This is a genomic window from Nonomuraea sp. NPDC048881, from assembly GCF_040649795.1.
GTDB lineage: Bacteria > Actinomycetota > Actinomycetes > Streptosporangiales > Streptosporangiaceae > Nonomuraea.
Genome location: NZ_JBEZGC010000021.1, coordinates 40,514 through 66,231, shown reverse-complemented (window position 1 = coordinate 66,231; position 25,718 = coordinate 40,514). Strand labels below are relative to the sequence as shown.

Sequence of the window (25,718 nt, the reverse complement as noted above, 5' to 3'; positions counted from 1 at the left end):
GGTCAGCTGGTTGTTAGCCATGTTTTCCTCCCCCGTATGGCTGTTCCATTCGACAAATGGGACGATACCCACGAATTCGCCGCAAATCACCAGAAGTTCGGACTTAAAGGGAGAATTGACCGGTGAATCCCGGCCACAAAGGCACTGCTGCCGACCACTTAAATGAGCCGTAAATCGCGAAATCCGCTGATAGCGGTAACGGAACGCCCAAAGATGCTACTCAGAACTGGTTCTCACCTAATCGGAAAACCCGAAGGGCGGGCGGATCCGGCCGGATCCGCCCGCCCTTCGCGGACATTCCCGCGGCTCAGGTGAGCCCTCAAGATGAGTCCTCAGGTGAGCGACGAGTACGCAACGACGCCGCGTCGCATGGCGTCCATCGCCTTGCCGGCGGTCTGCTTGATCTTGCTGCCCTCGGGAGCCGCGTTGCCGAGCTGGCCGAGCAGGTCCATCAGCTGCTTGATCCACCGCACGAAGTCGCCGGCCGCCAGCTCGTTGCCGGCCACGCCCTCCAGCAGCACCGCGTCGAGGCTGTGGCCCTTGGCCCACCGGAACGCCGCCCACGCGAACCCCAGATCGGGCTCACGGATGGTGGACAGCCCGTGGTCGGACTCGATGCCCTCCAGCTCGCCCCACAGCCGGATCATCGACGACAGCGCGTCCTCGGCCCGCCCGGCCGGGATCTTGGGACGGCGCGCGTCGTCGGACTGCCGCGACTCGAACACCAGCGCCGACACGCACGCGGCCAGCTCGGCCGGTTCGAGCTCCTCCCACAGGCCGCCGCGCAGGCACTCGGCGGTCAGCAGGTCGAGCTCGGTGTAGAGGCGGCCCAGGCGGCGGCCCTCGTCGGTGACGGCCTCGCCGTCGAGGTAGCCCAGCTGCTCCAGCACCGAGCAGATGCGGTCGAAGGTGCGGGAGATGACGTGGGAGCGGCCCTCGACGCGGCGGCGCAGCCCCTCGGTCTCGCGCTGCAGCTTGTAGTAGCGCTCGGCCCAGCGGGCGTGGTCCTCCCGCTCGTCGCAGCCGTGGCAGGGGTGCTGGCGGATGCTCCGGCGCAGCTCGTTGACCTCGTCGTCGTCGACCGAGTGGTCGCGCGCCCTGGCCGGCTTGCCGAGGTCGCGGTCGCCGATCTTGGCCAGCAGGGTGGAGACGAGGTTGGCGCGCTCCTTCGGCGAGCGGCCGTTGAAGTTCTTCGGGATGCGCAGCTTCTCCAGCGGCTCGACCGGGACCGGGAAGTCGGCCGGGTCGAGCTTCTTGACCTGCTTGCCGATGGTCAGCACCAGCGGGCTCGGGCCGTGGCCGCGCGGGTTGCGCCCGGGGTCGAGCACGATCGCCAGGCCCGCCCGGCGCCCGCCCGGCACCCGGATCACGTCGCCCGGCTGCAGCGCCTCCAGCGAGCGCACGGCGGCCGCCCGCCGGGCCGCGCCGCGCTGCTTGGACAGCTCGGCCTCACGGTCCGACAGACGCCTGCGCAGCGCGGCGTACTCGGGGAAGTCGCCCAGGTGGCACGTCATGGCCTCCTGGTAGCCCTCCAGGGCCTCCTCGTGCTTGCGCAGCTGCTTGGCCAGGCCCACGACCGCCCGGTCGGCCTGGAACTGCGCGAAGGACTCCTCCAGCAGCGTGCGGGCGCGCTCGCGGCCGAACTGACCCACCAGGTTGACGGCCATGTTGTAGGACGGCTGGAAGCTGGAGCGCAGCGGGTAGGTGCGAGTGCCGGCCAGCCCGGCCACCGACAGCGGGTCCATGCCCGGCTGCCACAGCACCACCGCGTGCCCCTCGACGTCGATGCCGCGCCGCCCGGCCCGCCCGGTGAGCTGGGTGTACTCGCCCGGGGTGAGGTCGGCGTGGGTCTCGCCGTTCCACTTGTCGAGCTTCTCGATCACCACGCTGCGCGCGGGCATGTTGATGCCGAGCGCCAGCGTCTCGGTGGCGAAGACGGCCTTGACCAGGCCCCGGGTGAACAGCTCCTCGACGACCTCCTTGAAGGCCGGCAGCATGCCCGCGTGATGGGCGGCCAGGCCGCGCTCCAGGCAGTCGCGCCACTCCAGGTAGCCCAGCACGGCCAGGTCCTCGTCGGGCAGGTGGGCGGTGCGCTCGTCGACGAGCTGCCTGATCTCGTGGCGCTCGCGGTCGGTGGTCAGCCGGATGCCGGCGTAGAGGCACTGCTGCACGGCCGCCTGGCAGCCGGCCCGCGAGAAGATGAACGTGATCGCCGGGAGCAGCCCCTCGGAGTCGAGCTTCTCGATCACCTGGACGCGGTCGGGCGGGCGCGAGCGGTGGACCTTGCCGTAGCCGCCGCGCCCGCGCCGCCCGGCCATCAGCCGCTCGGCGTCGCGCGTCACCCGCATCAGCGCGGGGTTGATGCGCGGCGTCAGGTCGTCGGTCATGAACATGTCGTAGACGCGGTTGCCGACCATCATGTGCTGCCACAGCGGCACCGGCCGGTGCTCGTCGACGATGACCGTGGTGTCGCCGCGCACCTCGCCCAGCCACTCGCCGAACTCCTCGGCGTTGCTGACCGTGGCCGACAGCGCCACCAGGCGCACCGACTCCGGCAGATGGATGATGACCTCTTCCCACACCGCGCCGCGGAAGCGGTCGGCGAGGTAGTGGACCTCGTCCATGACGGCGAAGCCCAGCCCGGCCAGGGTGGCCGAGCCGGCGTAGAGCATGTTGCGCAGCACCTCGGTGGTCATGACCACGATGGGGGCCTCGCCGTTGACGCTGTTGTCGCCCGTCAGCAGGCCGACCTTGGCCGTGCCGTAGCGCTTGACCAGGTCGTTGTACTTCTGGTTGGACAGCGCCTTGATGGGGGTGGTGTAGAAGCACTTGCGGCCCTGCTCCAGGGCCAGGTGGACGGCGAACTCGCCGACGACCGTCTTGCCCGACCCGGTGGGCGCGGCCACCAGGACGCCGTCGCCCGCCTCCAGGGCCCGGCAGGCGTCGAGCTGGAAGTCGTCGAGCTCGAAGTCGTAGAGACCGCGGAACGATCTCAGCGCCCCTCCGTCGTCTCCGTGCTTCTGACGGAAGGCCGCGTAGCGTTCCGCTGGCGTTGTCATACCCGTCAGCCTACCGAAATCGCCATTCCGGTCCGTCCCGGCGGACTCGGCCCGCGGCGAACAGCCTTCGCGTCGTGGATCAAGTGATCACACGCAGCGCGCCGGGCTGGATCTCGCAGCTGACCGGCACCGGCCCCACGCGCTCGCCGTCGGCGTAGGCCACCACGTCGGCCGCCTCCAGCGTGACCCGGCGGGCCCGCCGCACCGACACCGCCGGGTGCCCCACGTGGGTGCCCCGGTAGACGCCCGGGAAGACGCGCAGGAACTCGCCCTTGGACACCGCGCCGACCATCATCACGTCGAGCAGGCCGTCGTCGGGCGAGGCGTCGGGGCACACGCGCATGCCGGCCCCGTAGGAGCGGGTGTTGGCCACGGCGACCATCATGGCCTCCTGCTCGACCACCTCCCCGTCGTCGAGGGTGACCCGGAACGGGATGGGCCGGAAGGCGCGCAGCTCCTCGGCCACCGCCACCAGGTAGCGGCCCTTGCCGGGCGGCCAGGTGCGCCGGTTGGCGCGTTCGTTGACGCGTGAGTCGAAGCCGCAGCAGAGCACCCCGGCGAACAGCTCCTCCGACTCCCCGGCCCGTACGCGGGCCGCGTCGACCGGCCGGGCCCGCATCCGCAGCACGGTCCTGGCCGCGGCCAGCGGGTCGCGCGCCAGCCCCAGGGCGGCGGCGAAGTCGTTGCCGGTGCCGGCCGGGATGATGCCGAGCGGCACGTCGGTGCCCGCCACGGCCTGGACGGCGAGGTGGACCAGCCCGTCGCCGCCGAAGGCGACCAGCGCGTCGGGGCGCTCGGCGACGGCGGTGCAGGCACGTTCGAGGGCGTCGGCGGCGTCGGCGCCGACGATCACCGACAGCTCGGCGCCGCCGGCCCGCAGCCGGCGGGCGACGGGTTCGAGCAGTCGCAGGGTGCGCCCGCCGCGTGCGGCGGGGTTGACGAGCAGGGCGATTTGGGGGGCCACGCCCGGAACCTATCGCCTATCGGGCGCCGTCGGAATCCTCGGCGTCGGACGCGGCGTCGGCCGGGGCGTCCGCCAGCGGCGAGGCCTCGTCGTCGGACAGGTGTGAGAAGTCCTCGCCCGCGGGCCTGCGGCGCTCCCGCACGTACATGAAGAGCTCGGCGAGGAAGTACAGGATGATCATCGGCGCGGCCAGCGCCATCATGGTGAGCGGGTCGCCACCGGGGGTGATGACCGCCCCGAACACGAACATCGCGAAGATCACCGTACGCCGGTGCTTCTTCACGGTCGCGTGGGACAGGACGCCGATGACGTTGAGGAAGACCAGCAGCAGCGGCAGCTCGAACGACACGCCGAAGATCATCAACATGATCAGGACGTAGTCGAGGTACTCGTCGATCGAGATCGTCGCGACGGTGTCTTCAAGCGAGAAGCTCAGCAGGATGCCGAGGCTGGTGTCCATGATGACGTAGGCCAGGCCCGCGCCGAACACGAACAGCGGGACGGCCAGGCCGAGGAAGGCGATCGAGTAGCGCTTCTCGTTGCGGTAGAGGGCCGGGGTGACGAAGGCCCAGATCTGGTAGAGCCAGACCGGTGAGGCCACCACGACGCCCACCATCGCCGAGACCTTCAGGGTGATGAAGAAGGACTGGAAGATGCCGTTGTAGACCAGGCTGCAGTGACCGTTGAGCTGGCGCGACTGCACCGTCTCGCAGTAGGGCGCGCGCAGCGCCTCCCACACCGGGTCGAACAGCATCCAGCCGACGACGATGCCCACGACCACCGCGAGAACCGAGATGAGCAGCCTGTTGCGCAGTTCGCGCAGGTGCTCCATGAGCGGCATCCGGCCCTCGGGGTCGGGGGCCGATCCGGAATCTCTCGACCGTTTGAGCAGCGCCATTCGCACGTCCAGGGGTGAAGGAGGAAGGGGGGTCAGCCTTGCTTGTCGGCCTGGGCGGCGCTGGCGCGCAGGCGGGCGGCCTGCTCCTCGAGCTGGCGGGCCTGCTCCTCGGCCGAGAGCGCCGGGGCGGCGGCGGGGGCCGGGGCGGGAGCGGGGGTGATCGGCTGCGGTGCGGCCTGCTGGGCCGGAGCCGGGGCCGGCTGCGCCTGGACCGTGGTGTGGGGCGTGTCGTCGTCGTCATCGCGGAGCTTGGCGGTCTCCGACTTGAAGATGCGCAGCGACCTGCCGACGCCCCTGGCCACGTCGGGCAGCTTCTTGGCACCGAACAGCAGGACGAGCACGCCTGCGATGATCAGGAGCTCGGGAACTCCAAGGTTCGACATGAAACGTCCTTTATCAGCGAGTGCCGGTCTTCAGCCCCGATGGTACGCCCCCAGGGGCCGTGGTCTCATCCTTCCGGGGCGTCAATCTGACCTGCCCCCGCTCCAGACGCGCCTTCGCCGCGGCGACCTCCCTCTTCAGGGAACGTGCCGCGGCGGCGGCCCTGGCGCCCGCGACGCCGAGCACGGCCAGCCCGGCCAGGACCAGCCCGGCGGCCAAGAAGATCCACGTCATGGGTGCTGAGCGTACAGGGCCAGGGCCCGCTCGGCCTCCCCGCGCACGGTCTCGGCCATCGCGGGCGGGTAGACGACCCGGCCGGTGTCGCCGAGCCGCAGCGCCAGCTTGACGATCCAGTCCTCGTCACGCGCCCGCAACGAGATCTTCAGCCGTCCTTCACCGAGCTCGGTGACCTCCTCGCACGGGTAGTACTCGGCCACCCACCGCCCGGCGGCGCTGACCTCCAGCTCGACCAGCTCGTCGGTCGGCGAGGGACGGAAGACGCCGCGGGTGACGTCGATGGGCTCGGCCTCGGCCGGCGGGTCGGCCGGCACGTCGAGCACGTCGACGCCGAGCACCCGGTCGAGCCGGAACAGCCGCATCGCCTCGGCCCGGTAGCACCAGCCCTCCAGGTAGGTGCGGCCGTCGACGACCACGACCCGGGTCGGGTCGACCTCACGCGGGGTGACCTCGTCGCGCCCGGGCACGTAGTAGCGCAGCGACAGCCGGCGCCGGGCGGTGAGCCCCTCGCGCACCCGGCCGAGCGCGTCGGGTGCGGCCTCGACGTCGAAGGCGACCTGGCTGCTGACGGTGGCCGCGCCCTCGCCCGCGGCGCGCTCCAGCTTGGCCACCACGCGCGGCAGCGCGTCGCCGGCGGCCACGTCGGCCAGCTCGGGCGTGGCGGCCAGCATGCGCAGCGCGACCAGCAGCGCGCTGGCCTCGTCGATGCCGAGCCGCAGCGGCCTGGCGATGGTGTCGGCGTTGTCGATGATGATCTCGCCGCCGTCCCAGGAGACGTCGATGAGGTCTCCGGGGGTGTGGCCGGGCAGGCCGCACATCCACACCAGTTGCAGGTCGTCGATGAGCTGCTTCTCGCTCAGCCCGAACACCTCGGCGACCTCGCCGACCTGGGCCCCCGGGTGGGACATCAGGTACGGCACCAGCGCCAGCAGCCTGGGCAGCCGGTCAGCCGAACCGCTCATGCCAGGGCTCCCTTCAGTCGGCGGATGACGGCCTCGCGGGCGTCGGGCGGCCCGACCACCTCGACGTCGGCGCCGAGGCTGGCCATCCAGCCCGCGAGGCGTTCGGGGTCGGCGAAGGCCAGCTCGGCCTCGTCCCAGCCGTCCTCGCGCGGGTGCACGGCCCTGGCGAGCTGGCGCAGGCCCTCGCAGGTTCCCCGGCGCACCCGGATGACGGCGACGCGCTCGTCCACGGGCTCCTCGGGGAAGCCGACCATGGCCCGCAGGTCGACCCCGTGGGGCACCTCGACGACGCCGGGGCGGCCGAGGGCGGTGACCGGACCGGCGATGCGGCTGAGCCGGAAGGCGCGCGGCGCGGCGCGGTCGCGGTCGAACCCGGCCAGGTACCAGCGCCCGCGCCGGCTGACCACGCCCCACGGCTCGACGGTGCGGGCGCGCACGGTCTCGCTGCCGGAGGCGCGGTAGTCGAAGCGCACCACGCGGCGGTCGCGCACGGCGTCCCACAGGGCGGGGAAGGCCGGGTCGCGGGTGTCGACGCGCAGTTCCAGGGCGCCGCCGCCGATCGGGCCGCCGACCGGCTCGTCGGTGGCCACGCCGGCGGCGCGCAGCTTCAGCAGCGCCCCCGAGGCGGCCTCGGCCAGGCTGGCCCGCTGCCACACCTGCGCCGCCAGGCCCAGCACGGCGGCCTCGTCGGCCTCCAGGGTGATCTCCGGCAGCTCGTAGGACTGCGGGTCGATGCGGTAGCCCGGCTCGTCCTCCCACGGGTCGCGCACGACGTCGATGGGGATGCCGATCTCGCGCAGCTCGTTCTTGTCGCGTTCGAACATGCGCTGGAACGCCTCGTCGCCGTCGCGGTCGTAGCCGGGAACCGCCTGGCGGATCTGCTCGGCCGACAGCGGGCGACGGGTGGCGAGCAGGCAGATCACCAGATTCAGCAACCGCTCGGTCTTACGGCGCGACATCTGCCTCACTCCTCCTTCATCGACGCTACCCTGCCCCCGTGATCAGATGGCGCAAGGGCGAGGTTGTCCGGATCCGACGCGAGTGGCCGGGAGCGGTGGAGCTGGATGTCGCCGTTCCCGAAGGTGAGTGCCGGGCACTGGCCTACCCCCCGTTGGTGGGCCGCCCGGAACCCGGTGACGAGGTGCTGCTCAACACGACCGCACTCGCGATGGGTCTCGGTACGGGAGGTTACGCCATGGTGGTGGCCGTCCCGAACCGTTTGCCGCAAGATCCGGTGGGTCCGGGGCACCTGGTGAAGGCCCGCTACACCCCGCTGCAGGCCACGGTGCTGGGCGCCGACGAGCAGGATTCGCCGTTCCACGACGTCCTGAGCGAGGCCGACGACCTGGCCGGGATGCCGGTGATCGTGGCCGATCTGCACTCCGCGCTGGCCCCGATCCTGTCCGGCCTGTACGACGGCGCCCCCGGCCCGCGGGTGGCGTACGTGATGCAGGACGGCGGCGCGCTGCCCGCCTGGTTCTCGATGTCGGCGGCCCGGCTGCGCGAGACCGGCTGGCTGGCCGGGGTGGTGACGACGGGCCAGGCGTTCGGCGGCGACGTCGAGACGGTCACCGTCCACACCGGGCTGCTGGCGGCCAGGCACGTGCTGCGGGCCGACGTGGCGATCGTCACGCAGGGCCCGGGCAACCTGGGGACGGGCACCCGCTGGGGCTTCTCGGGCGTGGCGGCGGGCGAGGCGGTCAACGCCGCCGGGGTGCTGGGCGGCCGTCCGGTGGCGGCGCTGCGGGTCAGCGAGGGCGACGCGCGCGAGCGGCACGTCGGCGTCTCCCACCACTCGCTGACCGCCTACGGCCGGGTCGCGCTCTCGCCGGCCGACGTGGCGGTGCCGCAGCTGCCCGGCGCGTTCGGCGAGCGGGTGCGCGAGCAGGCCGAACCGCTGGCGGCCCGGCACCGGCTGGTGCCGGTGCCGGTGGACGGCCTGCACGAGGCGCTGCGCGCCGCGCCCGTGAAGCTGTCCACCATGGGCAGGGGCCTGGAGGAGGACCTGCCCTACTTCCTGACCTCGGCGGCGGCGGGCAGGCTGGCGGCCTCGCTGCTGTCGTAGGAGTCCTTGTACGTGAACGCCTCGGGGCTCGGCCCCTCGGTCCTGAGGCGTTCCAGCCGCCGCATGCCCTCGGCCAGCGACGGGATGTGCCCCTCGGGCACCCACCACATCACCATGTACGGCTCGGCCACGCGCAGGAACCACTCCCTGCGCCGGCGCAGCACGCCCAGATGGACGCTGCGGTAGGTGAAGTCCCACAGGGTCTGCAGCGACTCCCACACCGAGAAGTTGATCAGCAGGTGGTCGCCGTAGTCGTGCATGACGGTGGCGGTGGGGTCGCTCTCGCTCTCCTTCATCCGCCACACGAAGCCGGGGGCCTCGTCGGCGACGGCGTTGACGGGTTCGAGCAGGGCGACGAACTCGGCGAGTTCGGGGGCGTCGATGGGCGCGCGCAGGTGCGCGACGTTGAGCTGGGCCAGATGCATGGGGCTCAGCACATCACTCTCGCGGCTTCTATGTCAATCTTCATTTGTTTTAGAAAGCGAGACGCAGCACTCCCCCGGCCGCGGATCCAGCCGCGCCCTGCCCGGGTCCTCGCCCATGCCCTCCAGCAGCCCCTGGCACAGCGCCAGGTTCATCGAGCACACCAGCAGCGGCTGCTCCTGCGACAGCAGGTGGAAGGGGCAGTTGCGCAGCCGCAGCGCGCCGCCCTCGTCGTAGGGCTCGTAGCCGCGCTCGCGCAGCACCCGGCCGACGGGCTCGCCGCCGCGCCCCCTGCCGATGCGCGCGCCCGCCCGGCGGGCCGCCTGCTCGGCCTGCTCCTCGGCGCCGAGCAGCTCCACCACGTCGGCCAGCACCGCGGCGGGCGTGGCGTAGTCGCGCGGGGGCAGGCTGACCGTGCGCTCGCCCTTGGCCCTGCGGTAGACCTTGGCCGGGCGGCCGCTGCCGGGGCCCTTCCTGTCCTGGGGGCGAAAGCCGCTCTCCAGCAGCCCGGCCTCGACGAGCTTGTCGAGGTGGTGGCCGGCCAGCGTCCTGGACACGCCGGCCGCCTCGGCGGCCTCGCCCCTGCCGACGTCGCCGCCGCCGGCCGTCACGGCCTCGTACAGGCTGCGGCGCACGGGGTCGTGCAGCAGGCCGAGCGCCTGCAGGTCGTCGTCACTGCTCACAGCCGGAGTCTACGGAGCCTCAGTAGGCGGCCAGGACGTCCACGACGAACACGAGGGTGTCGGAGCCCTTGATCCCGTACGCGGGATGGCCCGGCGCGCCGTAGCCGTAGGCGGGCGGGACGACCATCAGCACCCGGCTGCCGACCGGCACGCCGACCAGCGCCTTGTCCCACGCCTTGATCACGGTGCCGTCGCCGATCCGGAACGCCTTCGGCAGGCCGGTCGACCAGGTGGCGTCGAAGACCTCGCGCCGGGCCCAGACCGCGCCCTCGTACTGGGTGACCAGGAGCTGCCCGGCCCGCGCCGGGCCGCCGCTCCCCCGCCGCAGCACCTTGGCGGCGAAGGCGCGCGGCGGCGCGGCGGCCGGGATCGACACCTTCGGCCGCTCGCCGCCGGTCACCCGGACGCCGGCCAGCGACCCGCCGGCCGCCTCGACCGAGGCGCCCTTGCGGTGGGCGCCCAAAATGTCCACGACGTAGACCAGGTCGTCGGCCGGGCCGACGCCGCGCGGCGGGGCGGCGCCGAAGCCCTGATCGGGCGGGACGGCCGCGAGCACCCTGCTGCCCACCGTGCGGCCGCGCAGCGCCCTGCCGAGCCCCGGCAGCAGCGAGCCCACCGGGAAGGCCGCCGGGGCGCCCCGGTTGAAGCTGGAGTCGACCAGGCGGTTGTCGCGGCCGTCCCAGACGTGCGCGGTGTACTGGACGACCGCGACGTCGTCGTCGCCCAGCCGGTCGCCGCCGCCCGTGGTCAGCTCGTCCACCTGGAGATCGGCGGCGGGCCGGCCGGCGGGGAAGACGATCGTGGGCCGGGCGCCGAACGCGCCGCCCACCTTCAGGTCGAGTTTCTCCGCCGCCTTGGGCGCGGGCTCGCCGGCCGTCGGGCCCGTGCAGGCGGCGGCCAGCAGCAGCGACGCCAGCGACGGCACGATCGTACGGCGGCGCATCTGCCCTCCCACGACAAAGTGGCCCGGCGGCGAGACGCCACCGGGCCACGAGATGCTACCGCGTCGTCGGACGGCCCGTCAGGAGATCACCCGGTCAGGAGGCCGCCAGCACGTCGACCACGAACACCAGCGTGCTCTTGGCGGGGATCTTGTCCTGGGCCTGGTCGCCGTAGCCGAGGTCCGGCGGGATGCTCATCACGACCCGGCTGCCGACCGGCACCCCGGCCAGGCCCTTCTGCCAGCCCTGGATCACGTTCGCGAGCGGGAACTCGGCCGGCTCGCCGCGCTCCCAGCTGGAGTCGAACTGGCTGTCGGTGCCCCAGATCTTGCCCGTGTAGTGGACGGTCAGCGTCTGGGTGGGCTGCACCTTGGCGCCGGTGCCCTCGATGATGGTCTTGACCACCAGCTCCTTGGACGGCTTGTCGCCGGTCTTGGTGGTCAGCGTCGGGGCCTTCTCCCCACCCGGGTTGTCCACCTTGACGCCCTTGAGGGTCTGGCCGGTCTCCTTGCCCGTGGCCGCCTTCAGCGCCGGGGGCCGGGCGCCGACCACGTCGAGCACGAACACCTTCGTCGGCTCGGCGCCGGCCGTGGCCTGCCCCGCCGGGGCCGAGTCGTTGGCCAGCACGGCCAGCAGCCGGCCGCCGTGCTTGACCTTCGTGAAGCCGTCGCGCAGCACCTGCGGCAGCTGCTCGTTGACCGGGACGGTCTCGGGCTGCTTGGTGTCGTAGGAGGAGCCCTGGATCGCGTTGCCCTTGCCGTCCCAGTTGTAGACGGTCAGGTTGACGATCAGCTTGTCGCCGGTCTTGACCTCCGGGCCGGTGCCCGGCTGGATCACCTTGTAGGACGACTTCGTCGCCGGCGAGCCGGCGGGGAAGGTCACCGTGGGTTTGACGCCCACGTTCCCGGTGACGGTGAGCCCGGCCGCGTCGGTGCCGGTGGTGGCGCCTCCGTTCGCCCCGGCGTCGGTGTCGCCGCACGCGGCGGTGACGAAGATCAAAGGCACGGCTGCCAGTACGGCCAGAGCGCGGCGCATGGACTTCCCTCGGAAAAGACGTCAGATTCGCGTCACCCTACCCGACATCGAGGTAGGGCCGAGGTAAACACCACGCCCCGGCCGTCGCCTCACATGCCGGCGATGAGCTTGTCGACGCGCTCGTCCACGCTGCGGAAGGGGTCCTTGCACAGCACCGTGCGCTGGGCCTGGTCGTTCAGCTTCAGGTGAACCCAGTCGACGGTGAAGTCGCGCCGCTTCTCCTGCGCCTTGCGGATGAACTCGCCGCGCAGACGCGCCCTGGTGGTCTGCGGCGGCACCGACTTGGCCTCGAAGATCTTCAGGTCGGAGGCCACCCGCTCGACCGAGCCGCGCTTCTGCAGCAGGTAGAACAGGCCGCGCTTGCGGTGGACGTCGTGGTAGGCCAGGTCGAGCTGGGCCACCCTGGGCGAGGACAGCGGCAGGTCGTACTTCTTGCGGTAGCGCTCGATCAGCTGGTATTTGGTCACCCAGTCGATCTCGCGCGAGACCAGGTCGAGGTCGCCGGTCTCGACCGCGCGCAGCGTGCGCTCCCACAGCTCCAGCACCCGGCGGGTGATGGCGTCGCCGCCGCGCCGGTCGACGAAGTCCTGGGCCTTGGACAGGTACTCCTGCTGGATCTCCAGGCTGGAGGCCTCCCGGCCGTTGGCCAGGCGCACCCGGCGGCGGCCGGTCATGTCGTGGGAGACCTCGCGGATGGCCCTGATCGGGTTCTCCAGGGACAGGTCGCGCATCACCGTGCCGGCCTCGATCATGCGCAGCACCAGGTCGGTCGCGCCGACCTTGAGCAGCATCGTGGTCTCGCTCATGTTCGAGTCGCCGACGATCACGTGCAGGCGGCGGAAGCGCTCGGCGTCGGCGTGCGGCTCGTCGCGGGTGTTGATGATCGGCCGGGACCGGGTGGTGGCGCTGGAGACGCCCTCCCAGATGTGCTCGGCCCGCTGCGAGACGCAGTAGACGGCGCCGCGCGGCGTCTGGAGCACCTTGCCCGCCCCGCACACGATCTGCCGGGTCACCAGGAACGGGATCAGCACGTCGGCCAGGCGGCCGAACTCGCCGTGCCGGCCCACCAGGTAGTTCTCGTGGCAGCCGTAGGAGTTGCCGGCCGAGTCGGTGTTGTTCTTGAACAGGTAGATGTCACCCGCGATGCCCTCTTCGCGCAGGCGTTTCTCGGCGTCGACGAGAAGGCCCTCAAGGATGCGCTCGCCCGCCTTGTCATGGGTGACGAGTTCGATGACGTTGTCACACTCGGGTGTTGCGTACTCAGGATGGCTGCCCACGTCGAGGTAGAGACGTGCGCCGTTGCGGAGGAAGACGTTGCTCGATCGGCCCCAGGACACGACCCGCCGGAACAGGTAGCGCGCGACCTCGTCGGGGGACAGCCTGCGCTGTCCCCTGAACGTGCAGGTCACGCCGTACTCGTTCTCCAGCCCGAAGATGCGACGATCCATCACCTCACACTATGCCCACGGATCGGCGATCGGGAGAGATCTTCACAGGTGTTTTCCGGTGGACGTCCCATTTGCCAGATTTGCTGGGTGGGTTTTACCAGGTCCGCGCCCGCCCCCGCGAAGCGCGGAGCCGGGATCACGGGGTGTAGATCTCCTGCACCTTGACGATCTTGCCCTGGTGCACCGTGATGAGCGACGGCTGCCGCTGCTTGTCGTGCCGCTTGACCAGGACGGACGCGGGGCAGCGCTTGGCGCCCAGGCCGGTGTTGCGGTCGACGGTCATGGCCGCCATCACCGGCTTGCAGCCGTAGGCCGACAGGAAGACGACGTCCTTGGCGATCGGGGAGGCGTAGGCCGTCACGTCGCCCTCGGGCGGGCCGACGAAGTAGCCCTCGGTGGTCTTGGACCGCTTCCACTTGATGGGCTCGTACTCGGCGACGCCGTCGCGCACGTCGGTGATCCAGCCGCGCAGGATGCCGTTGTGGCGGGAGTGGATGCCCTTGGTGAAGTCGTGGCCGGGGTCGGCCTGGAAGCTCGTGCCGAAGATCGCGGGCTTCTTGTACGCCGGGTAGGCGGTGACGGCCTGGCTCGCGGTGGCGGTGGCGGTGGCCGTGGCCGCGTGGGCGGCGACGCCGGAGGCCAGCAGCGCGGCGGCGGCGGTGCCGCCGGCGAGGAGGGTGCGCATCGTTGTGTTCACGCTTGCTGAGATCCCACCTCGCGCCCCGGGGTTCACCGCCACGCCAGTGATACAGGTCACACAGCGCGGGCCCTGTCGCGGGCGGTGAGCTCACGGGAAAGGGCGAGGGCCGTCATGGTGGCCCTCGCCCTTTCCCGGCGGTCTTCGAAGGCTCAGAGCGGCCCGGATCCGTCGTCGACGTCGCCTTCGGGGCCCGTGGGCGGACCGGTCGGCGGCGCGGCGGGCGGGGTGGCGGGCGGGGTGGCGGGCGGGGTCTCAGGCGCCGTCTTGGACGACTCCGCGGCGGGCCCGGTCGGCGGGGCCTCGGGCGGCGTGGCGGGTTGCGTGGCGGACGTCGTCGTCTGGGCGAGCAGGCGCTCCAGCCGCGCGCCCGTCAGCCGCAGGAACTTGCGGTGCTCGCGGTTGCGGTCGAGCACCGCGACCTCCAGCTGGCTGACCGGCGGCCGCTCGCCGCCCGGCTCGGTGAGCGCGGCCAGCGCCACCTCAAGGGCGTCGGCCAGCGACATCGACTCGCGGTAGCGCTCCTTCAGCCGCCCGGCCACGGCGTCGGCCTGGCCGCCCATGGCCGCGAAGCCGTGCTCGTCGAACACCGAGCCGTCGAAGGTCAGCCGGTAGATGGCGTCGCCGTCGGGCGTGTCGCCGACCTCGGCGACGACGACCTCCACCTCCAGCGACTTGATCGACTCGGTGAAGATGCGGCCCAGGTTGGAGGCGTAGAGGTTGGCCAGCCCGCGGCCGGTCACGTCGGAGCGGTCGTAGGTGTAGCCGTTGATGTCGGCGTAGCGGATGCCGCCGAGGCGCAGCTCCTCGAACTCGTTGTAGCGGCCGACGGCGGCGAACCCGATGCGGTCGTAGATCTCACTGATCTTGTGCAGCGCCCGCGACGGGTTGGGCGCCACGAACAGGATGCCGTCGACGTACTGCAACACGACGACCGACCGGCCCCGCGCGATGCCCTTGCGCGCGTAGTCGGCCTTGTCCCGCATGATCTGCTCAGGGGACGCATATCCAAAAGGCATGGACACGGGCAGTGGTCCTTTCTAGCGCAGCGGGGCGATGGGGCCGTCGGGCGAGATCATCCGGGCCTCCAGCATCTGTTCGACCTTGGCGGCCACCTGCTGGTCGGTCAGCCTGCGGAAGCCGTCGGCGTCGATCACCGACACGATCGGCCAGATCTTCCTGGACACGTCGGGCCCGCCGGTCGCCGAGTCGTCGTCGGCCGCGTCGTAGAGGGCCTGGATCACCGTCATCACCATGTCGTCGGCCGAGGCGCCGTCGCGGTAGAGCTTCTTCAGCGAGCCGCGGGCGAAGATCGAGCCGGAGCCGATGGCGTCGTACCGGTCGCGCTCGTAGGGGCCGCCCGCCACGTCGTAGCTGAAGATGCGGCCCTCGTCGCGGTCGGGGTCGTAGGCCGCGAACAGCGGCACCACCACCAGGCCCTGCATCGCCATGCCGAGGTTGCCGCGGATCATGGTGGCCAGGCGGTTGGCCTTGCCCGCCACCGAGAGCGTGCGGCCCTCCATCTTCTCGTAGTGCTCCAGCTCCACGCGGTAGAGGCGGGCCATCTCGATGCCGGTGCTGGCCGTGCCCGCGATGCCCATGCACGAGTAGTCGTCGGAGCGGAACACCTTCTCGATGTCACGCTGCGAGATGATGTTCCCCGACGTGGCCCGCCGGTCGCCCGCCATCACCACGCCGCCGGCGAAGGTGGCGGCCACGATCGTGGTCGCGTGCGGGACCTGGTCGCCGATCGGAGTGGCCAGCGCCTGGTGACGCTGCGGCAGCAACTCGGGCGCGTAAGAGCCGACGAACTCGGTGAACGAGGAGTTCCCTGAGTTTCGGAAAAGCTGGTCCACCAGGCCGACGGGCAGATCCCTGTTCGGTGCCACGCGACTCCCTCCCAACATCAGTGTCTCTAGGCCGACCCTACTCATGTTGCGTTGCTGTCTGCACTTCCCACGATCAGCTCACGGCGAACCGTTCATCAGATCGTTTCTTTACGCCCGCCACACCCCGTGCGATTGTCGGTATGTCTGCACGTCCTGAACAGGAGGCCGACTTGCGACTTCCCAGCCGGCCCGCGCTCGTCGCGGCCGCAGCCGTCCTGGCCCTCACCTCCTGCGGCTCCGGCACCCAGTCCGGGGGCAGCATCACCCTCACCATCACCGCCAACTCCATCGAGGGCGGCAAGAACTCCGAGTCCGCCGCCTGGATCAAGAAGTGGGTCATCCCCGAGTTCGAGAAGACCCACCAGAACGTCAAGGTGCTCTTCCAGGGCAACGGCGTGGACGACGAGCAGTACAAGACCAAGATCGCCCTCGACCTCAAGTCCCGGACCGGGGCCGACGTCATCGACCTCGACGGCATCTGGGTCGGCGAGTTCGCCCAGGCCGGATACATCAAGCCGCTCACCGAGGTCGGCGGCGCCGGCGTCGAGCAGTGGGAGGGCTGGTCGCAGATCCCGCAGGCCGTCCAGGGTCTCGGCATCTTCGACGGCAAGAAGTACGGCCTGCCCCAGGGCACCGACGGCCGCGTGCTGTTCTACAACAAGGCGCTGTTCAGGAAGGCCGGGCTGCCCGAGACCTGGCAGCCGACCAGCTGGCAGCAGATCATCGACGCCGGCGTCAAGCTCAAGGCCGCGGGGGTGCCCACGCCCCTCCAGATCGACGCCGGCACCGCCATGGGCGAGGCCACCACCATGCAGGGCGTGCTGCCGCTGCTGGCCGGCGCCGGGGCGGAGATCTACGCCTCGGGCAAGTGGACCGGCGCCTCCCAGGCCGTCAAGGACGTCCTCGGCTTCTACCAGCAGGTCTACGGCGGCAGCGGGCTCGGCGACCCCAAGCTCCAGCAGGAGGCCAAGGGCCGCGACAAGTCCTTCGCGCAGTTCGCCGCCGGCAAGATCGCCATCCTGGCCGAGAGCGACTACTTCTGGCGCTCGGTCATCGAGCCCAAGGCCGGGGTCGCCCCCATGCCCGACCGCGACCAGGTCGTGGGCTACGCCAAGATCCCGGCCAGGCAGCCCGGCGGCGGCATCCGCGGCCAGGACTTCGTCAGCATGTCCGGCGGGGCGGTCCGCGTGCTCAACCCCTTCTCCAAGAACCCCAAGGCGGCCTGGGAGCTGCTGGCCTTCATGCACTCGGCCGCCGCGACCAAGTCGCAGCTGGCCGGGCAGGCCCGCGTCAGCGCCCGCACCGACGTCAACGAAGAGGTGCTGAGCGCCGACCCCATGCTCAAGTTCGTCGCCGACGAGGTGCTGCCCATCACCGCCTACCGGCCGGGCCTGGCCGTCTACCCGCAGGTCTCCACCGCCCTGCAGGAGGCCACCGCGGCCGTGGTGGCCGGGAAGAGCGCCGACGAGGCGGCCGCGGCGTACCGGAGCAAGCTGGAGGGACTGGTCGGTGGCGCGGCCAACGTCGGCGGCTGACGCCGCCGGACTGGGCCGGGGCAGGGCGGTCGCGTTCGTCCTGCCCGCCCTGGTCCTGATCGGCGTCTTCCTGCTCTTCCCTGCCCTGTGGACCATCTACCTCGGCCTGACCGACTACCGGCTGACCGGTCTGGCCGCCGCCGATCCTCAGGTCGTCGGACTGGACAACTACACCGCCGCGCTCGCCGACCCGCGGTTCCTGTCCTCGCTGTGGCTCACCCTGCTGTACGTCGGCGGCTCGGCCGTCGTCGGGCAGGCCGGGCTGGGCTTCGCCCTGGCCTGGATCCTGCGCTCGCGCACCGGCCCGCTGCGCCGGGTCGTCGAGGGCGCGGTGCTGCTGTCGTGGATCCTGCCCAGCACCGTGGTCGGCATGTTGTGGTTCGCGCTGCTCGACCGCGACGACGGCACGCTCAACGCCCTGCTGCACACGCCCGGGTTCGCCTGGCTGCTGGACTACCCGCTGTTGTCGATCATCGTCTTCAACGTGTGGCGCGGCACCGCGTTCTCGATGATGCTCTACTCGGCCGCCCTGGAGAACGTGCCGCCCTCGCACCTGGAGACCGCCCGGCTGGCCGGCGCGAGCGTGCCGCAGCAGCTGCGCGACGTGGTGCTGCCCGCCATCAGACGGCACGTCCTGACGAACCTGCTGCTGATCAGCCTGTGGACGTTCAACGACTTCACGCCGTTCGTGCTGACCGGCGGCGGGCCCGAGGGCCGCTCGGAGATCCTGCCCGTGTACGTCTACCGCGTCGCCCTCCAGGACGGGCAGCTCGGCGTGGGCGCCGCCATCTCCTTCCTCATCCTGCTGATCAACCTCGTCTTCGCCCTGGCCTACCTGCGGTTGCTGCGCGGACGTCGCCGCACGCGGGAGGTCGCGGCCGCCGGAGGACCGCCCGCATGATCCGCCACACGCTCGGACGGCTGGCCGCCACCGTGTTCGTCGCCGTCGTCCTGGCCTTCTTCGCGCTGCCCATGCTCTGGCTGGCCAGCGCGCCCTTCGACGACACGCCGACGATCACCACGTCGATCCCCGAGTTCACGTTGCGCAACTTCGCCGCCGTCCTGGACAACCCGTACGCGCTGGGCTCGATCCGCAACTCGCTCATCCAGGGGGGCGGGGCGGCGGTGCTGGTCGTCGTCCTGTCGGCGCTGGCCGCCTACGCCCTGTCGCGGGTGCGGCTGCCCGGCCGTGACGTCCTGCTCTACCTGCTTCTGCTGCTGTCGTCCGTGGTCACCGGCACCGCGGCGATGGTGCCGATCTTCGAGCTGGCCACCCGGCTCGGCCTCATCGACACCCATCTCGGCGTCGTCCTCGTGGTCTCGGCCGGTCTGCTGCCCGCCGCGATCTTCATCCTGAAGGACTTCATGGACGAGACGCCCACCTCCTACGAGGAGTCGGCCCGGGTCTTCGGCGCCTCGTCGCTGCAGATCCTGCGGCACATCGTGGTGCCGCTCGTCCGGCCGGGGCTGGCCACCATCGCCGTGTGGGCGCTGGCCAGCGTGTGGGGCGGGTTCCTGTTCCAGTTCATCCTGCTGCGCGACCCCGAGAAGGCGCCCGGCTCGATCATCCTCTACACGCTCTACACCGAGGGCGGCGCGCCCCGGCTCGACCTCATCTCCGCCTTCTCGCTGCTGTACTCCCTGCCGGTGGTGCTGATGTACCTGTTCGTCTCCCAGCGGTACGGTTTCCGCTTCCACGGAGGAATCAAGCGTTGATCTCCCTGCACGGCCTGACCAAGGTGTTCCCCGGGGGCGTGCGCGCGCTCGACGACCTCGCCCTCACCATCGAGGACGGCGAGTTCTTCGCCCTGCTCGGCCCCTCCGGCTGCGGCAAGACCACCCTCCTGCGCAGCATCGCAGGCCTGGAGACCCCCACCTCCGGGACCGTCGCCATCAACGGCAAGGACGTCACCGCGCTGCCGCCGGGCGAGCGCGACGTCGCCATGGTCTTCCAGGACTACGCGATCTTCCCCCACATGGACGTCACCGCCAACATCGCCTACCCGCTGCGCATCAGGAAGGTCCCCCGCGCCCGCCGGACGGAGAAGGCGGCCGAGGTCGCGGCCCGGCTCAGCCTCACCGAGCTGCTGCTGCGGCGTCCGTCCGAGCTGTCCGGGGGCCAGCAGCAGCGGGTGGCGCTGGCCCGCGCGATCGCCTGCCATCCGGCCGCGTTCCTGTTCGACGAGCCGCTGTCCAACCTCGACGCCCGCCTGCGCCTGGAGGCGCGCACCTTCCTCAAGCGGCTGCAGCGGGAGCTGGCCGTCACCACCGTGTTCGTCACCCACGACCAGGCCGAGGCGCTCGCACTGGCCGACCGGATCGCCGTCATGTCCAGGGGCTCGATGATCCAGGTCGGCACCCCGGCGGAGATCTTCCACCGGCCGGCCACCACGTTCGTGGCCTCCTTCATCGGCTCCACCCCGATGAACCTGCTGCCGGCCCAGGTCACCGGCTCCGGGCTCAAGGTGGCCGGCGCCCTGCGCCCCCTGCCCGACGGCCTGACCCCGGACGACGACGCCCCCGTGACGTACGGCGTGCGCCCGGAGTACATGGACCTGTCCCCCGCCGAGCGCCCCGACGCCTTCCCCGGCGTGGTCTCCGTCCTGGAGAACATGGGCACCCACACCCTCATCACCCTGGAGTCGCCGGACGCGCTCATCCAGGCCGTCGTGCCGGAGGGCGAGGAGCCGCCGCTCGGCGCCGCCCGCTGGGCCGTGCCGCGCCGCGCCCTGGTCTACCGCGACGACCGGCTGCTGTGAGCCCGGGGCGGCCCGCCTCGCATACTGGACTCATGGCCAGGTCCTGGATCCTGCACGTCGACCTCGACCAGTTCATCGCCGCCGTCGAGCTGCTGCGCCATCCCGAGCTGCGCGGCAGGCCCGTCGTCGTGGGCGGTTCCGGCGACCCCGCCCAGCCCCGCACGGTCGCCGCGACCGCCACCTACGAGGCCCGCGCGCACGGCGTGCACTCCGGCATGCCGCTGCGCACCGCGCTGCGGCGCTGCCCCGACGCCGTCTTCCTGCCCAGCGACCCGCCCGCCTACGAGGCCGCCTCCGAGCGCGTCATGGCCGCCTTGCGCGAGCTGCCGGTGCTGGTGGAGGTCTGGGGCTGGGACGAGGCGTTCGTCGGCGCCACGACCGACGACCCCGAGGCGCTGGCGGCCGACCTGCGGCGGGTCGTGCTCGACCGCACCACGCTGAGCTGCTCGGTCGGCATCGGCGACAACAAGCACCAGGCCAAGCTCGCCTCGGCCTTCGCCAAACCGGCCGGCGTCTACCGCCTGACCGGCGAGAACTGGGCCGAGGTGATGAACGACCGGCCGACCGACGCGCTGTGGGGCATCGGCGCCCGGACGGCGAAGAAGCTCACCGGGCTCGGCCTGCGCACGGTCGCCGACCTGGCCGCCGCCGACCCCGCCGAGCTGGCCCGCGCCTTCGGTCCGGTGAACGGCCCCTGGTACCGCTACCTGGCCCTCGGCAAGGGCGAGGCCGAGGTGGACACCACTCCCTGGGTGGCCCGCGGTCACAGCCGCGAGATCACCTTCCCCCGTGACCTCACCGATCGGGAGGCCGTCGCCGGCCAGGTGGCCGATCTCGCCGGGCAGGTGGCCCGCGACGCCGTGGCGGCGGGGCGTCTCTGCGCGCGGGTGACGGTCAAGGTGCGCTTCACCCCGTTCCTGACCCGTACCCGGCAGTGCACGCTCCCCGAGCCCACGGCCGACGCCGGCGCGCTGACCGAGGCGGCGCTCGCCGCGCTGGGCCGCTTCGACCTGGACCGCCCGGTCCGGCTGCTCGGCGTGGCGGTCGACTACACGGCACCCGCCTGAACAGCACCGGGCTGGTCCGAGGAGTGAGCCCCGGCCGCATCGGCCGGGGCTCATCCTTCCCCATGGTCAGAGCGGTGAGGACAAGGCCCTACTGGCCCTACTCGCCACCCTTTTGCACATAGGAACGCACGAATTCCTCTGCGTTCTCTTCGAGCACTTCGTCGATTTCGTCCAGGATCGCGTCCACATCGTCAGTGAGCTTCTCCTGTCGCTCCTGCACGTCCGGCGCCGCCGAGGCCTCGGTCTCCTCAACTTCGGCCTCACGCCGGCCGGTCTGCTTCTGCCCGCCGGTGTCCTTGGTTGCCATGTCCTACCTCCGCTTGGGGGACTGCCTCTAAGGCATATCTTCCCCGAACCGGACGACATTTCGCGTCGAACGCCCTGCGATCTTGGCGGCTTGACTGGATAGCACTCCTATCCAATAATGGATCCACCTATACACAAGGAGATCCCGACATGTCGCCTTCGTCGCTGCACACCGCAGGTGTGCTCCTCATCACAGTCCCCGGCGTCGCGTTCGGCGGCGTGACGCTGCTGCGTTTCCTCATGCGCAACGAGCCGGGCTATCTGGACAACCCCGTCCGCAGGGGCCTGTGGCGGGCCGGGCACGCGCACGCGGGCGTCCTGGTGCTGTTCAGCCTGGTCGCGATGGTGTACGTGGACCAGGCGAGCCTGTCCGAAGGCGTGAAGGCGCTGACGCGCACGCTCATCGTGGCCGCGCCCATCCTGATGCCGCTGGGCTTCTTCCTGTCGGTGCTGCGTCCGCGCGACACCAAGCCGAACCGGCTGATCTGGTTGACCGCGGTGGGCGGCGCCTCGCTGGCGGCGGGCACGCTGACGCTCGGCATCGGCCTGCTGTGAGCCCAGGGACGGCCCGGGGCCCCGGCTACTCCCCGGTGCCGGTCAGCGCCGCGACCAGCTCGGCCGCGGTGCGGCAGCGGTCGAAGAGCTCGCCGACGTGGGCCTTGGTGCCGCGCAGCGGTTCGAGCGTGGGCACGCGCTGCAGGGACTCCCGGCCGGGGATGTCGAAGATCACCGAGTCCCAGGAGGCGGCGGCCACCGACTCGCTGTACTGGCTCAGGCAGCGCCCGCGGAAGTAGGCGCGGGTGTCGGTCGGCGGCAGCTCGATCGCGCGCTCGACCTCCTCCTCGCTGATCAGGCGCTGCATGCGCCCGCGCGCCACGAGCCGGTTGTAAAGGCCGCGGTCGGGGCGGATGTCGGAGTACTGGAGGTCGACGAGCTGCAGCCGCGGGTGGGACCAGGGCAGGCTGTCGCGGGTGCGGTAGCCCTCCAGCAGCTCCAGCTTGGCGACCCAGTCGAGCTCGCGCGAGAGCTGCATCGGGTCCTCGGCCAGGCGCGTGAGCACGGACTCCCAGCGGTCGAGGACGTCCTTGTTCATCTCGTCCTGGGCGGTGCCGCGTTCCTCGACGTACTTGCGGGCCTGCTCCAGGTACTCCATCTGGAGCTGCACGGCGGTGAGCCTGCGGCCGTCGCGCATCGGGATCTCGTAGCGGCAGGTCGGGTCGTGGCTGACCGCCCGCAGTGACTGGACGGGGTTCTCCACGGCCAGGTCGCGGGTCAGGAAGCCCTCCTCGATCATGGCCAGGACGAGCGCGGTGGAGCCGAGCTTGAGATAGGTGGAGATCTCCGACATGTTGGCGTCGCCGATGATCACGTGCAGCCGGCGGTACTTCTCGGGGTCGGCGTGCGGCTCGTCGCGGGTGTTGATGATGGGCCGCTTGAGCGTGGTCTCCAGGCCCACCTCGACCTCGAAGAAGTCGGCGCGCTGGCTGATCTGGAAGCCCTCGCCCCTGGAGTCCTGGCCGATGCCGACCTTGCCCGCGCCGGTGACGACCTGCCGCGAGACGAAGAACGGCGTCAGGTGCCGGACGATGTCGGCGAACGGCGTGGCCCGCCGCATCAGGTAGTTCTCGTGGCAGCCGTAGGAGGCGCCCTTGGCGTCGGTGTTGTTCTTGTAGAGCTGGATCGGCGCGTTGGACGGGATCGCCGAGGCGCGGGTGGCCGCGTCGTACATCACGCGCTCGCCGGCCTTGTCCCAGATGACCGCGGCCCGTGGGTTGGTGCACTCCGGCGAGGAGTACTCGGGGTGGGCGTGGTCGACGTAGAGCCTGGCCCCGTTGGTGAGGATGACGTTGGCCAGCCCGAGGTCCTCGTCGGTGAGCTGGCTGGGATCGGCGACCTCGCGGGCCAGGTCGAAGCCGCGCGCGTCGCGCAGCGGGTTCTCCTCCTCGAAGTCCCATCGCGCTCTGCGCGCGCGTGCCGCCGAGGCGGCCAGGTAGGCGTTCACGACCTGGGAGGAGGTCACCATCGCGTTGGCGCCTGGCTGACCTGGTACGGAGATGCCGTATTCGGTCTCGATGCCCATCACCCGACGCACCGTCATGCAACACCCTCTGTTCGTCCGGATCTGCCTATCCGCCGTTTATATGCCCGAGCCTATGCCCTTCACAGTGCCCCGAGGCCACAGAGTTATGGCACCGACGCCTTCTGAATCTGTACGGCGGAGCTTGTTGTGGTTTGCGGTGATCTGCGGGGCTTGAGGAGTCGCTGGATCGGCCGTTCGGCAAAGGAGTAGATCAGATACGACAGCACGACGGCGGCCAGCGTCGTGACCAGGGCCACCGCCCAGGGGGGCAGGTCGCCGGTGAGCAGCGGGATGAGCGCCGCCGCGGTGACCCCATGGAAGAGGTAAAGCGGGTAAGTGGTGGCGCCCAGCGCGGTGAGCGTCCTGGACGGTTTGAGACGGATGAGGCCGAGGGCGACCAGGGCCATGGCGGCGAAGATCAGGGTGATGGTGACGATCACGCTGGTGTCGGTGACGGGCATGTTCTTGAACCCGGCGGCGTCGATGCGGCGTTGCACGCGGTCCAGCGCGGCGGGAATGGCCATGGCGTATCCGGCAGCGACGTACAGCCACGGGAGCAGGGCCTTGCGGTTCTGGTGGATGAGATAGAGGGCCATGCCGGCGACGAAATAGGGGGCGTAGTCGGGCATGACGATCTCCTTCAGCAGATCGTTCTCCACGAATCTGGCGGCCAGCGCGGCGGCCAGCCAGACGCCCGAGAAGACCAGCACGCGCCCGTACGTGACGCCGGCGATCACCAGGATCGCGATCAGCAGGTAGAAGCGCAGCTCGGCCCAGAGCGACCAGTAGACGCCGCTGGCGTCGGCCACCTTGAACAGCCGCTGGAACATGGTGGCGTTCACCAGGTACTGGCCTGGTGAAAGTTTTGGGTCCAGCGCGGTGGCGCCGGTCAGACCGTACAGGGCCGCCACCGCGCCGAGGCTCAGCCAGTACGCCGGGTAGAGCCGCACCAGCCGCGACCGGGCGAACGCCCCGAGCCCCCGCCCCCACACGGTCATGAGGATGACGAACCCGCTGATGACGAAGAACAGCTCGACGCCGAGGATGCCCAGCCCGGCGAAGGGCGCCAGCGCGGGGAACAGCGCGGCGGGCCTGGCCCCCCAGACCGAGGCGAAGGCCACCAGGTAGTGGAAGGCGACGACCGCCAGGGCGGCGAGGAAACGCAGCAGGTCGAGCTCGGCCAACCGGCCGTCTCCCCGAGCATGCTTTGGCCGGTTAGCTTGATGCACGCCCCTTTGACGACCCGCTGATCACTTTGGTTCCACGGGTCCCTCTGTTCCCACCAGCAACACGCGTGCTGCCGGGCCGAGCGCGATCGCCTCGCGGGTGCCCGGGTCGAGGGCGAGCAGCCCGGCGGCCCCCGCCGCGCCGCACTCCGACAGGGCCACCCCGCGCTCGGCCAGCAGCGCGGCGGCCTCGGCGGCCTGCTCGTCGGCCACGGTGACGAACAGGTCGGCCTGGCGGCTCAGCAGGTCGAAGGCGATCAGGGACGGCTCCAGGCAGTCGAGCCTGCCCAGACGCGTGGGCGAACCGGTCGCGTGCACCGGCCGTCCCGCGCGGGCGCTCTCCAGCAGGCAGGGCGCGCCGTCGGGCTCGACCACGACGATCCTCGGCTGCTCGCCCCAGCGGTCGCGCGTGTACCCGGCCGCGGCGGCGGCCAGCCCGCCCACCCCGGCCTGCACGAACACGTGGGTGGGCGGGATCTCGATCTCGTCGAACAGGACGGTGTAGCCGCGCATCACGTCCAGGGGGATGTCGTCGTAGCCCTCCCAGGAGGTGTCGGCGACCAGGCGCCAGCCGTGCTCCTGGGAGGCGTGCAGGGCGGCGGCCAGGCTGGCGTCGTAGTCGACGCCCTCGCGGCGGACCTCGGCGTCCAGGGCGCGCAGCCGGTGCGCGAACGGCTCGGGCACCTGCTCGCTGAGGTAGACGACGCAGTGCGCGCCGAGCTCCCTGGCCCCGGCCGCGACCGAGATGCCGTGGTTGCCGGCGCTGGCGCAGACGTACGTGGTGCCGCCGCCGTCGCGTTCGGACAGCCGGTGCACGGCGTAGGCCCCGCCGAGCGCCTTGAAGCTGCCCAGGCCCATGCGGCCGCTCTCGTCCTTGAGGTGCACGGTGCCCGCCCCGGCCAGATCGGTCAGGGTGTGCACGGGCGTGGGCCGGTAGGCCGGGTGCCGGGCGAAATGGGCGCGGGCCAGCCGGGCGTGCTCCACACCGATCAGCTCACGGTCGCGTTCGGCGTAGGGCGTGCGGCCGGGGTTGAAGAAATGCATGATCGCCATGCTAGGACGG

General features: G+C 71.2%; 26 protein-coding genes. 7 read left to right on the top strand and 19 right to left on the bottom strand.

Annotation, left to right across the window (positions count from 1 at the left end; translation table 11 throughout):
* Positions 1-332: 332 nt before the first annotated feature.
* The 7 genes from AB0C33_RS43330 to AB0C33_RS43300 form a co-directional block, all read right to left on the bottom strand.
* The gene (locus AB0C33_RS43330; RefSeq protein ID WP_358299052.1) at positions 333-3,059 is read right to left on the bottom strand and encodes a DEAD/DEAH box helicase; all 2,727 of its coding nucleotides are present in this window, start codon (positions 3,057-3,059) and stop codon (positions 333-335) included.
* Between the two features lie 79 nt (positions 3,060-3,138).
* Positions 3,139-4,023 (bottom strand): YegS/Rv2252/BmrU family lipid kinase, encoded by an 885-nt coding sequence (locus tag AB0C33_RS43325; RefSeq protein ID WP_352364096.1) that lies wholly within the window; start codon positions 4,021-4,023, stop codon positions 3,139-3,141.
* A 16-nt stretch (positions 4,024-4,039) separates the two neighbouring features.
* On the bottom strand, positions 4,040-4,921 hold the full coding sequence (tatC, locus tag AB0C33_RS43320) for a twin-arginine translocase subunit TatC (protein ID WP_358299050.1): 882 nt from the start codon (positions 4,919-4,921) through the stop codon (positions 4,040-4,042).
* 32 nt (positions 4,922-4,953) lie between these two features.
* Positions 4,954-5,304, bottom strand: coding sequence for a Sec-independent protein translocase subunit TatA (gene tatA / locus AB0C33_RS43315; protein WP_358299048.1), 351 nt, complete (start codon positions 5,302-5,304; stop codon positions 4,954-4,956).
* A 13-nt stretch (positions 5,305-5,317) separates the two neighbouring features.
* Positions 5,318-5,536, bottom strand: a complete 219-nt coding sequence (locus AB0C33_RS43310) for a hypothetical protein (RefSeq protein WP_358299046.1) — start codon at positions 5,534-5,536, stop codon at positions 5,318-5,320.
* The gene (locus AB0C33_RS43305) at positions 5,533-6,501 is read right to left on the bottom strand and encodes a WYL domain-containing protein (RefSeq protein WP_358299044.1); all 969 of its coding nucleotides are present in this window, start codon (positions 6,499-6,501) and stop codon (positions 5,533-5,535) included. The genes AB0C33_RS43310 and AB0C33_RS43305 overlap by 4 nt, the downstream gene beginning before the upstream one ends.
* Positions 6,498-7,460: a WYL domain-containing protein gene (locus AB0C33_RS43300; RefSeq protein WP_358299042.1), complete on the bottom strand. Its 963-nt coding sequence runs from the start codon at positions 7,458-7,460 to the stop codon at positions 6,498-6,500. The genes AB0C33_RS43305 and AB0C33_RS43300 overlap by 4 nt, the downstream gene beginning before the upstream one ends.
* 38 nt (positions 7,461-7,498) lie before the next feature.
* On the opposite strand from AB0C33_RS43300, the gene AB0C33_RS43295 reads away from it, so the two are divergent.
* A complete protein-coding gene (locus AB0C33_RS43295; RefSeq protein ID WP_358299040.1) occupies positions 7,499-8,566 on the top strand; it encodes a DUF3866 family protein in 1,068 nt (355 codons plus the stop codon).
* Here the strand turns inward: AB0C33_RS43295 and AB0C33_RS43290 are convergent.
* The 8 genes from AB0C33_RS43290 to prcB form a co-directional block, all read right to left on the bottom strand.
* The gene (locus AB0C33_RS43290) at positions 8,512-8,991 is read right to left on the bottom strand and encodes a DUF3291 domain-containing protein (RefSeq protein WP_358299038.1); all 480 of its coding nucleotides are present in this window, start codon (positions 8,989-8,991) and stop codon (positions 8,512-8,514) included. The two genes, AB0C33_RS43295 and AB0C33_RS43290, sit on opposite strands and share 55 nt — an antisense overlap.
* Before the next feature lie 33 nt (positions 8,992-9,024).
* Positions 9,025-9,672: a helix-turn-helix domain-containing protein gene (locus AB0C33_RS43285; RefSeq protein ID WP_358299036.1), complete on the bottom strand. Its 648-nt coding sequence runs from the start codon at positions 9,670-9,672 to the stop codon at positions 9,025-9,027.
* 19 nt (positions 9,673-9,691) lie between these two features.
* Positions 9,692-10,615 carry an FKBP-type peptidyl-prolyl cis-trans isomerase gene (locus AB0C33_RS43280; protein ID WP_358299034.1) on the bottom strand — a complete coding sequence of 308 codons (924 nt, stop codon included), beginning with the start codon at positions 10,613-10,615 and terminating at the stop codon, positions 9,692-9,694.
* Positions 10,616-10,709: 94 nt separating this feature from the next.
* Entirely contained in the window at positions 10,710-11,618 is a 909-nt protein-coding gene (locus AB0C33_RS43275; protein WP_358299032.1) for an FKBP-type peptidyl-prolyl cis-trans isomerase, read from the bottom strand.
* 119 nt (positions 11,619-11,737) lie between these two features.
* On the bottom strand, positions 11,738-13,096 hold the full coding sequence (gene pafA / locus AB0C33_RS43270; RefSeq protein ID WP_125642647.1) for a Pup--protein ligase: 1,359 nt from the start codon (positions 13,094-13,096) through the stop codon (positions 11,738-11,740).
* Between the two features lie 136 nt (positions 13,097-13,232).
* Positions 13,233-13,793, bottom strand: coding sequence for a hypothetical protein (locus AB0C33_RS43265; RefSeq protein WP_358299030.1), 561 nt, complete (start codon positions 13,791-13,793; stop codon positions 13,233-13,235).
* A gap of 152 nt (positions 13,794-13,945) precedes the next feature.
* On the bottom strand, positions 13,946-14,812 hold the full coding sequence (gene prcA, locus AB0C33_RS43260) for a proteasome subunit alpha (protein ID WP_358299028.1): 867 nt from the start codon (positions 14,810-14,812) through the stop codon (positions 13,946-13,948).
* Between the two features lie 21 nt (positions 14,813-14,833).
* Positions 14,834-15,682, bottom strand: a complete 849-nt coding sequence (gene prcB / locus AB0C33_RS43255; RefSeq protein WP_352364073.1) for a proteasome subunit beta — start codon at positions 15,680-15,682, stop codon at positions 14,834-14,836.
* Between the two features lie 170 nt (positions 15,683-15,852).
* Between prcB and AB0C33_RS43250 the strand changes: the two genes are divergently transcribed.
* The 5 genes from AB0C33_RS43250 to AB0C33_RS43230 are packed head-to-tail and all read left to right on the top strand — an operon-like array spanning position 15,853 to position 21,043.
* On the top strand, positions 15,853-17,217 hold the full coding sequence (locus AB0C33_RS43250) for an extracellular solute-binding protein (RefSeq protein ID WP_358299026.1): 1,365 nt from the start codon (positions 15,853-15,855) through the stop codon (positions 17,215-17,217).
* Positions 17,192-18,118 (top strand): sugar ABC transporter permease, encoded by a 927-nt coding sequence (locus AB0C33_RS43245; protein WP_357977328.1) that lies wholly within the window; start codon positions 17,192-17,194, stop codon positions 18,116-18,118. The genes AB0C33_RS43250 and AB0C33_RS43245 overlap by 26 nt, the downstream gene beginning before the upstream one ends.
* On the top strand, positions 18,115-18,933 hold the full coding sequence (locus AB0C33_RS43240) for a carbohydrate ABC transporter permease (RefSeq protein WP_352364067.1): 819 nt from the start codon (positions 18,115-18,117) through the stop codon (positions 18,931-18,933). The genes AB0C33_RS43245 and AB0C33_RS43240 overlap by 4 nt, the downstream gene beginning before the upstream one ends.
* Positions 18,930-19,976, top strand: coding sequence for an ABC transporter ATP-binding protein (locus AB0C33_RS43235; RefSeq protein WP_358299024.1), 1,047 nt, complete (start codon positions 18,930-18,932; stop codon positions 19,974-19,976). Before AB0C33_RS43240 ends, AB0C33_RS43235 begins: the two co-directional genes overlap by 4 nt.
* Before the next feature lie 32 nt (positions 19,977-20,008).
* Entirely contained in the window at positions 20,009-21,043 is a 1,035-nt protein-coding gene (locus AB0C33_RS43230) for a DNA polymerase IV (RefSeq protein ID WP_358299022.1), read from the top strand.
* Between the two features lie 97 nt (positions 21,044-21,140).
* On the opposite strand, the gene AB0C33_RS43225 is transcribed toward AB0C33_RS43230, so the two are convergent.
* Positions 21,141-21,350 carry a ubiquitin-like protein Pup gene (locus tag AB0C33_RS43225; RefSeq protein ID WP_132622197.1) on the bottom strand — a complete coding sequence of 70 codons (210 nt, stop codon included), beginning with the start codon at positions 21,348-21,350 and terminating at the stop codon, positions 21,141-21,143.
* A 149-nt stretch (positions 21,351-21,499) separates the two neighbouring features.
* Here AB0C33_RS43225 and AB0C33_RS43220 point away from each other — a divergent pair, with 149 nt between their 5' ends.
* Entirely contained in the window at positions 21,500-21,904 is a 405-nt protein-coding gene (locus tag AB0C33_RS43220; protein WP_352327589.1) for a hypothetical protein, read from the top strand.
* Between the two features lie 25 nt (positions 21,905-21,929).
* Here the strand turns inward: AB0C33_RS43220 and dop are convergent, their stop codons facing one another.
* The 3 genes from dop to AB0C33_RS43205 all read right to left on the bottom strand — a co-directional run bounded on the left by dop (position 21,930) and on the right by AB0C33_RS43205 (position 25,699).
* The gene (dop, locus tag AB0C33_RS43215) at positions 21,930-23,447 is read right to left on the bottom strand and encodes a depupylase/deamidase Dop (RefSeq protein WP_358299020.1); all 1,518 of its coding nucleotides are present in this window, start codon (positions 23,445-23,447) and stop codon (positions 21,930-21,932) included.
* A gap of 86 nt (positions 23,448-23,533) precedes the next feature.
* Positions 23,534-24,613 (bottom strand): acyltransferase, encoded by a 1,080-nt coding sequence (locus AB0C33_RS43210; RefSeq protein ID WP_358299018.1) that lies wholly within the window; start codon positions 24,611-24,613, stop codon positions 23,534-23,536.
* Between the two features lie 66 nt (positions 24,614-24,679).
* On the bottom strand, positions 24,680-25,699 hold the full coding sequence (locus tag AB0C33_RS43205) for a pyridoxal-phosphate dependent enzyme (protein ID WP_358299016.1): 1,020 nt from the start codon (positions 25,697-25,699) through the stop codon (positions 24,680-24,682).
* Positions 25,700-25,718: the final 19 nt, after the last annotated feature.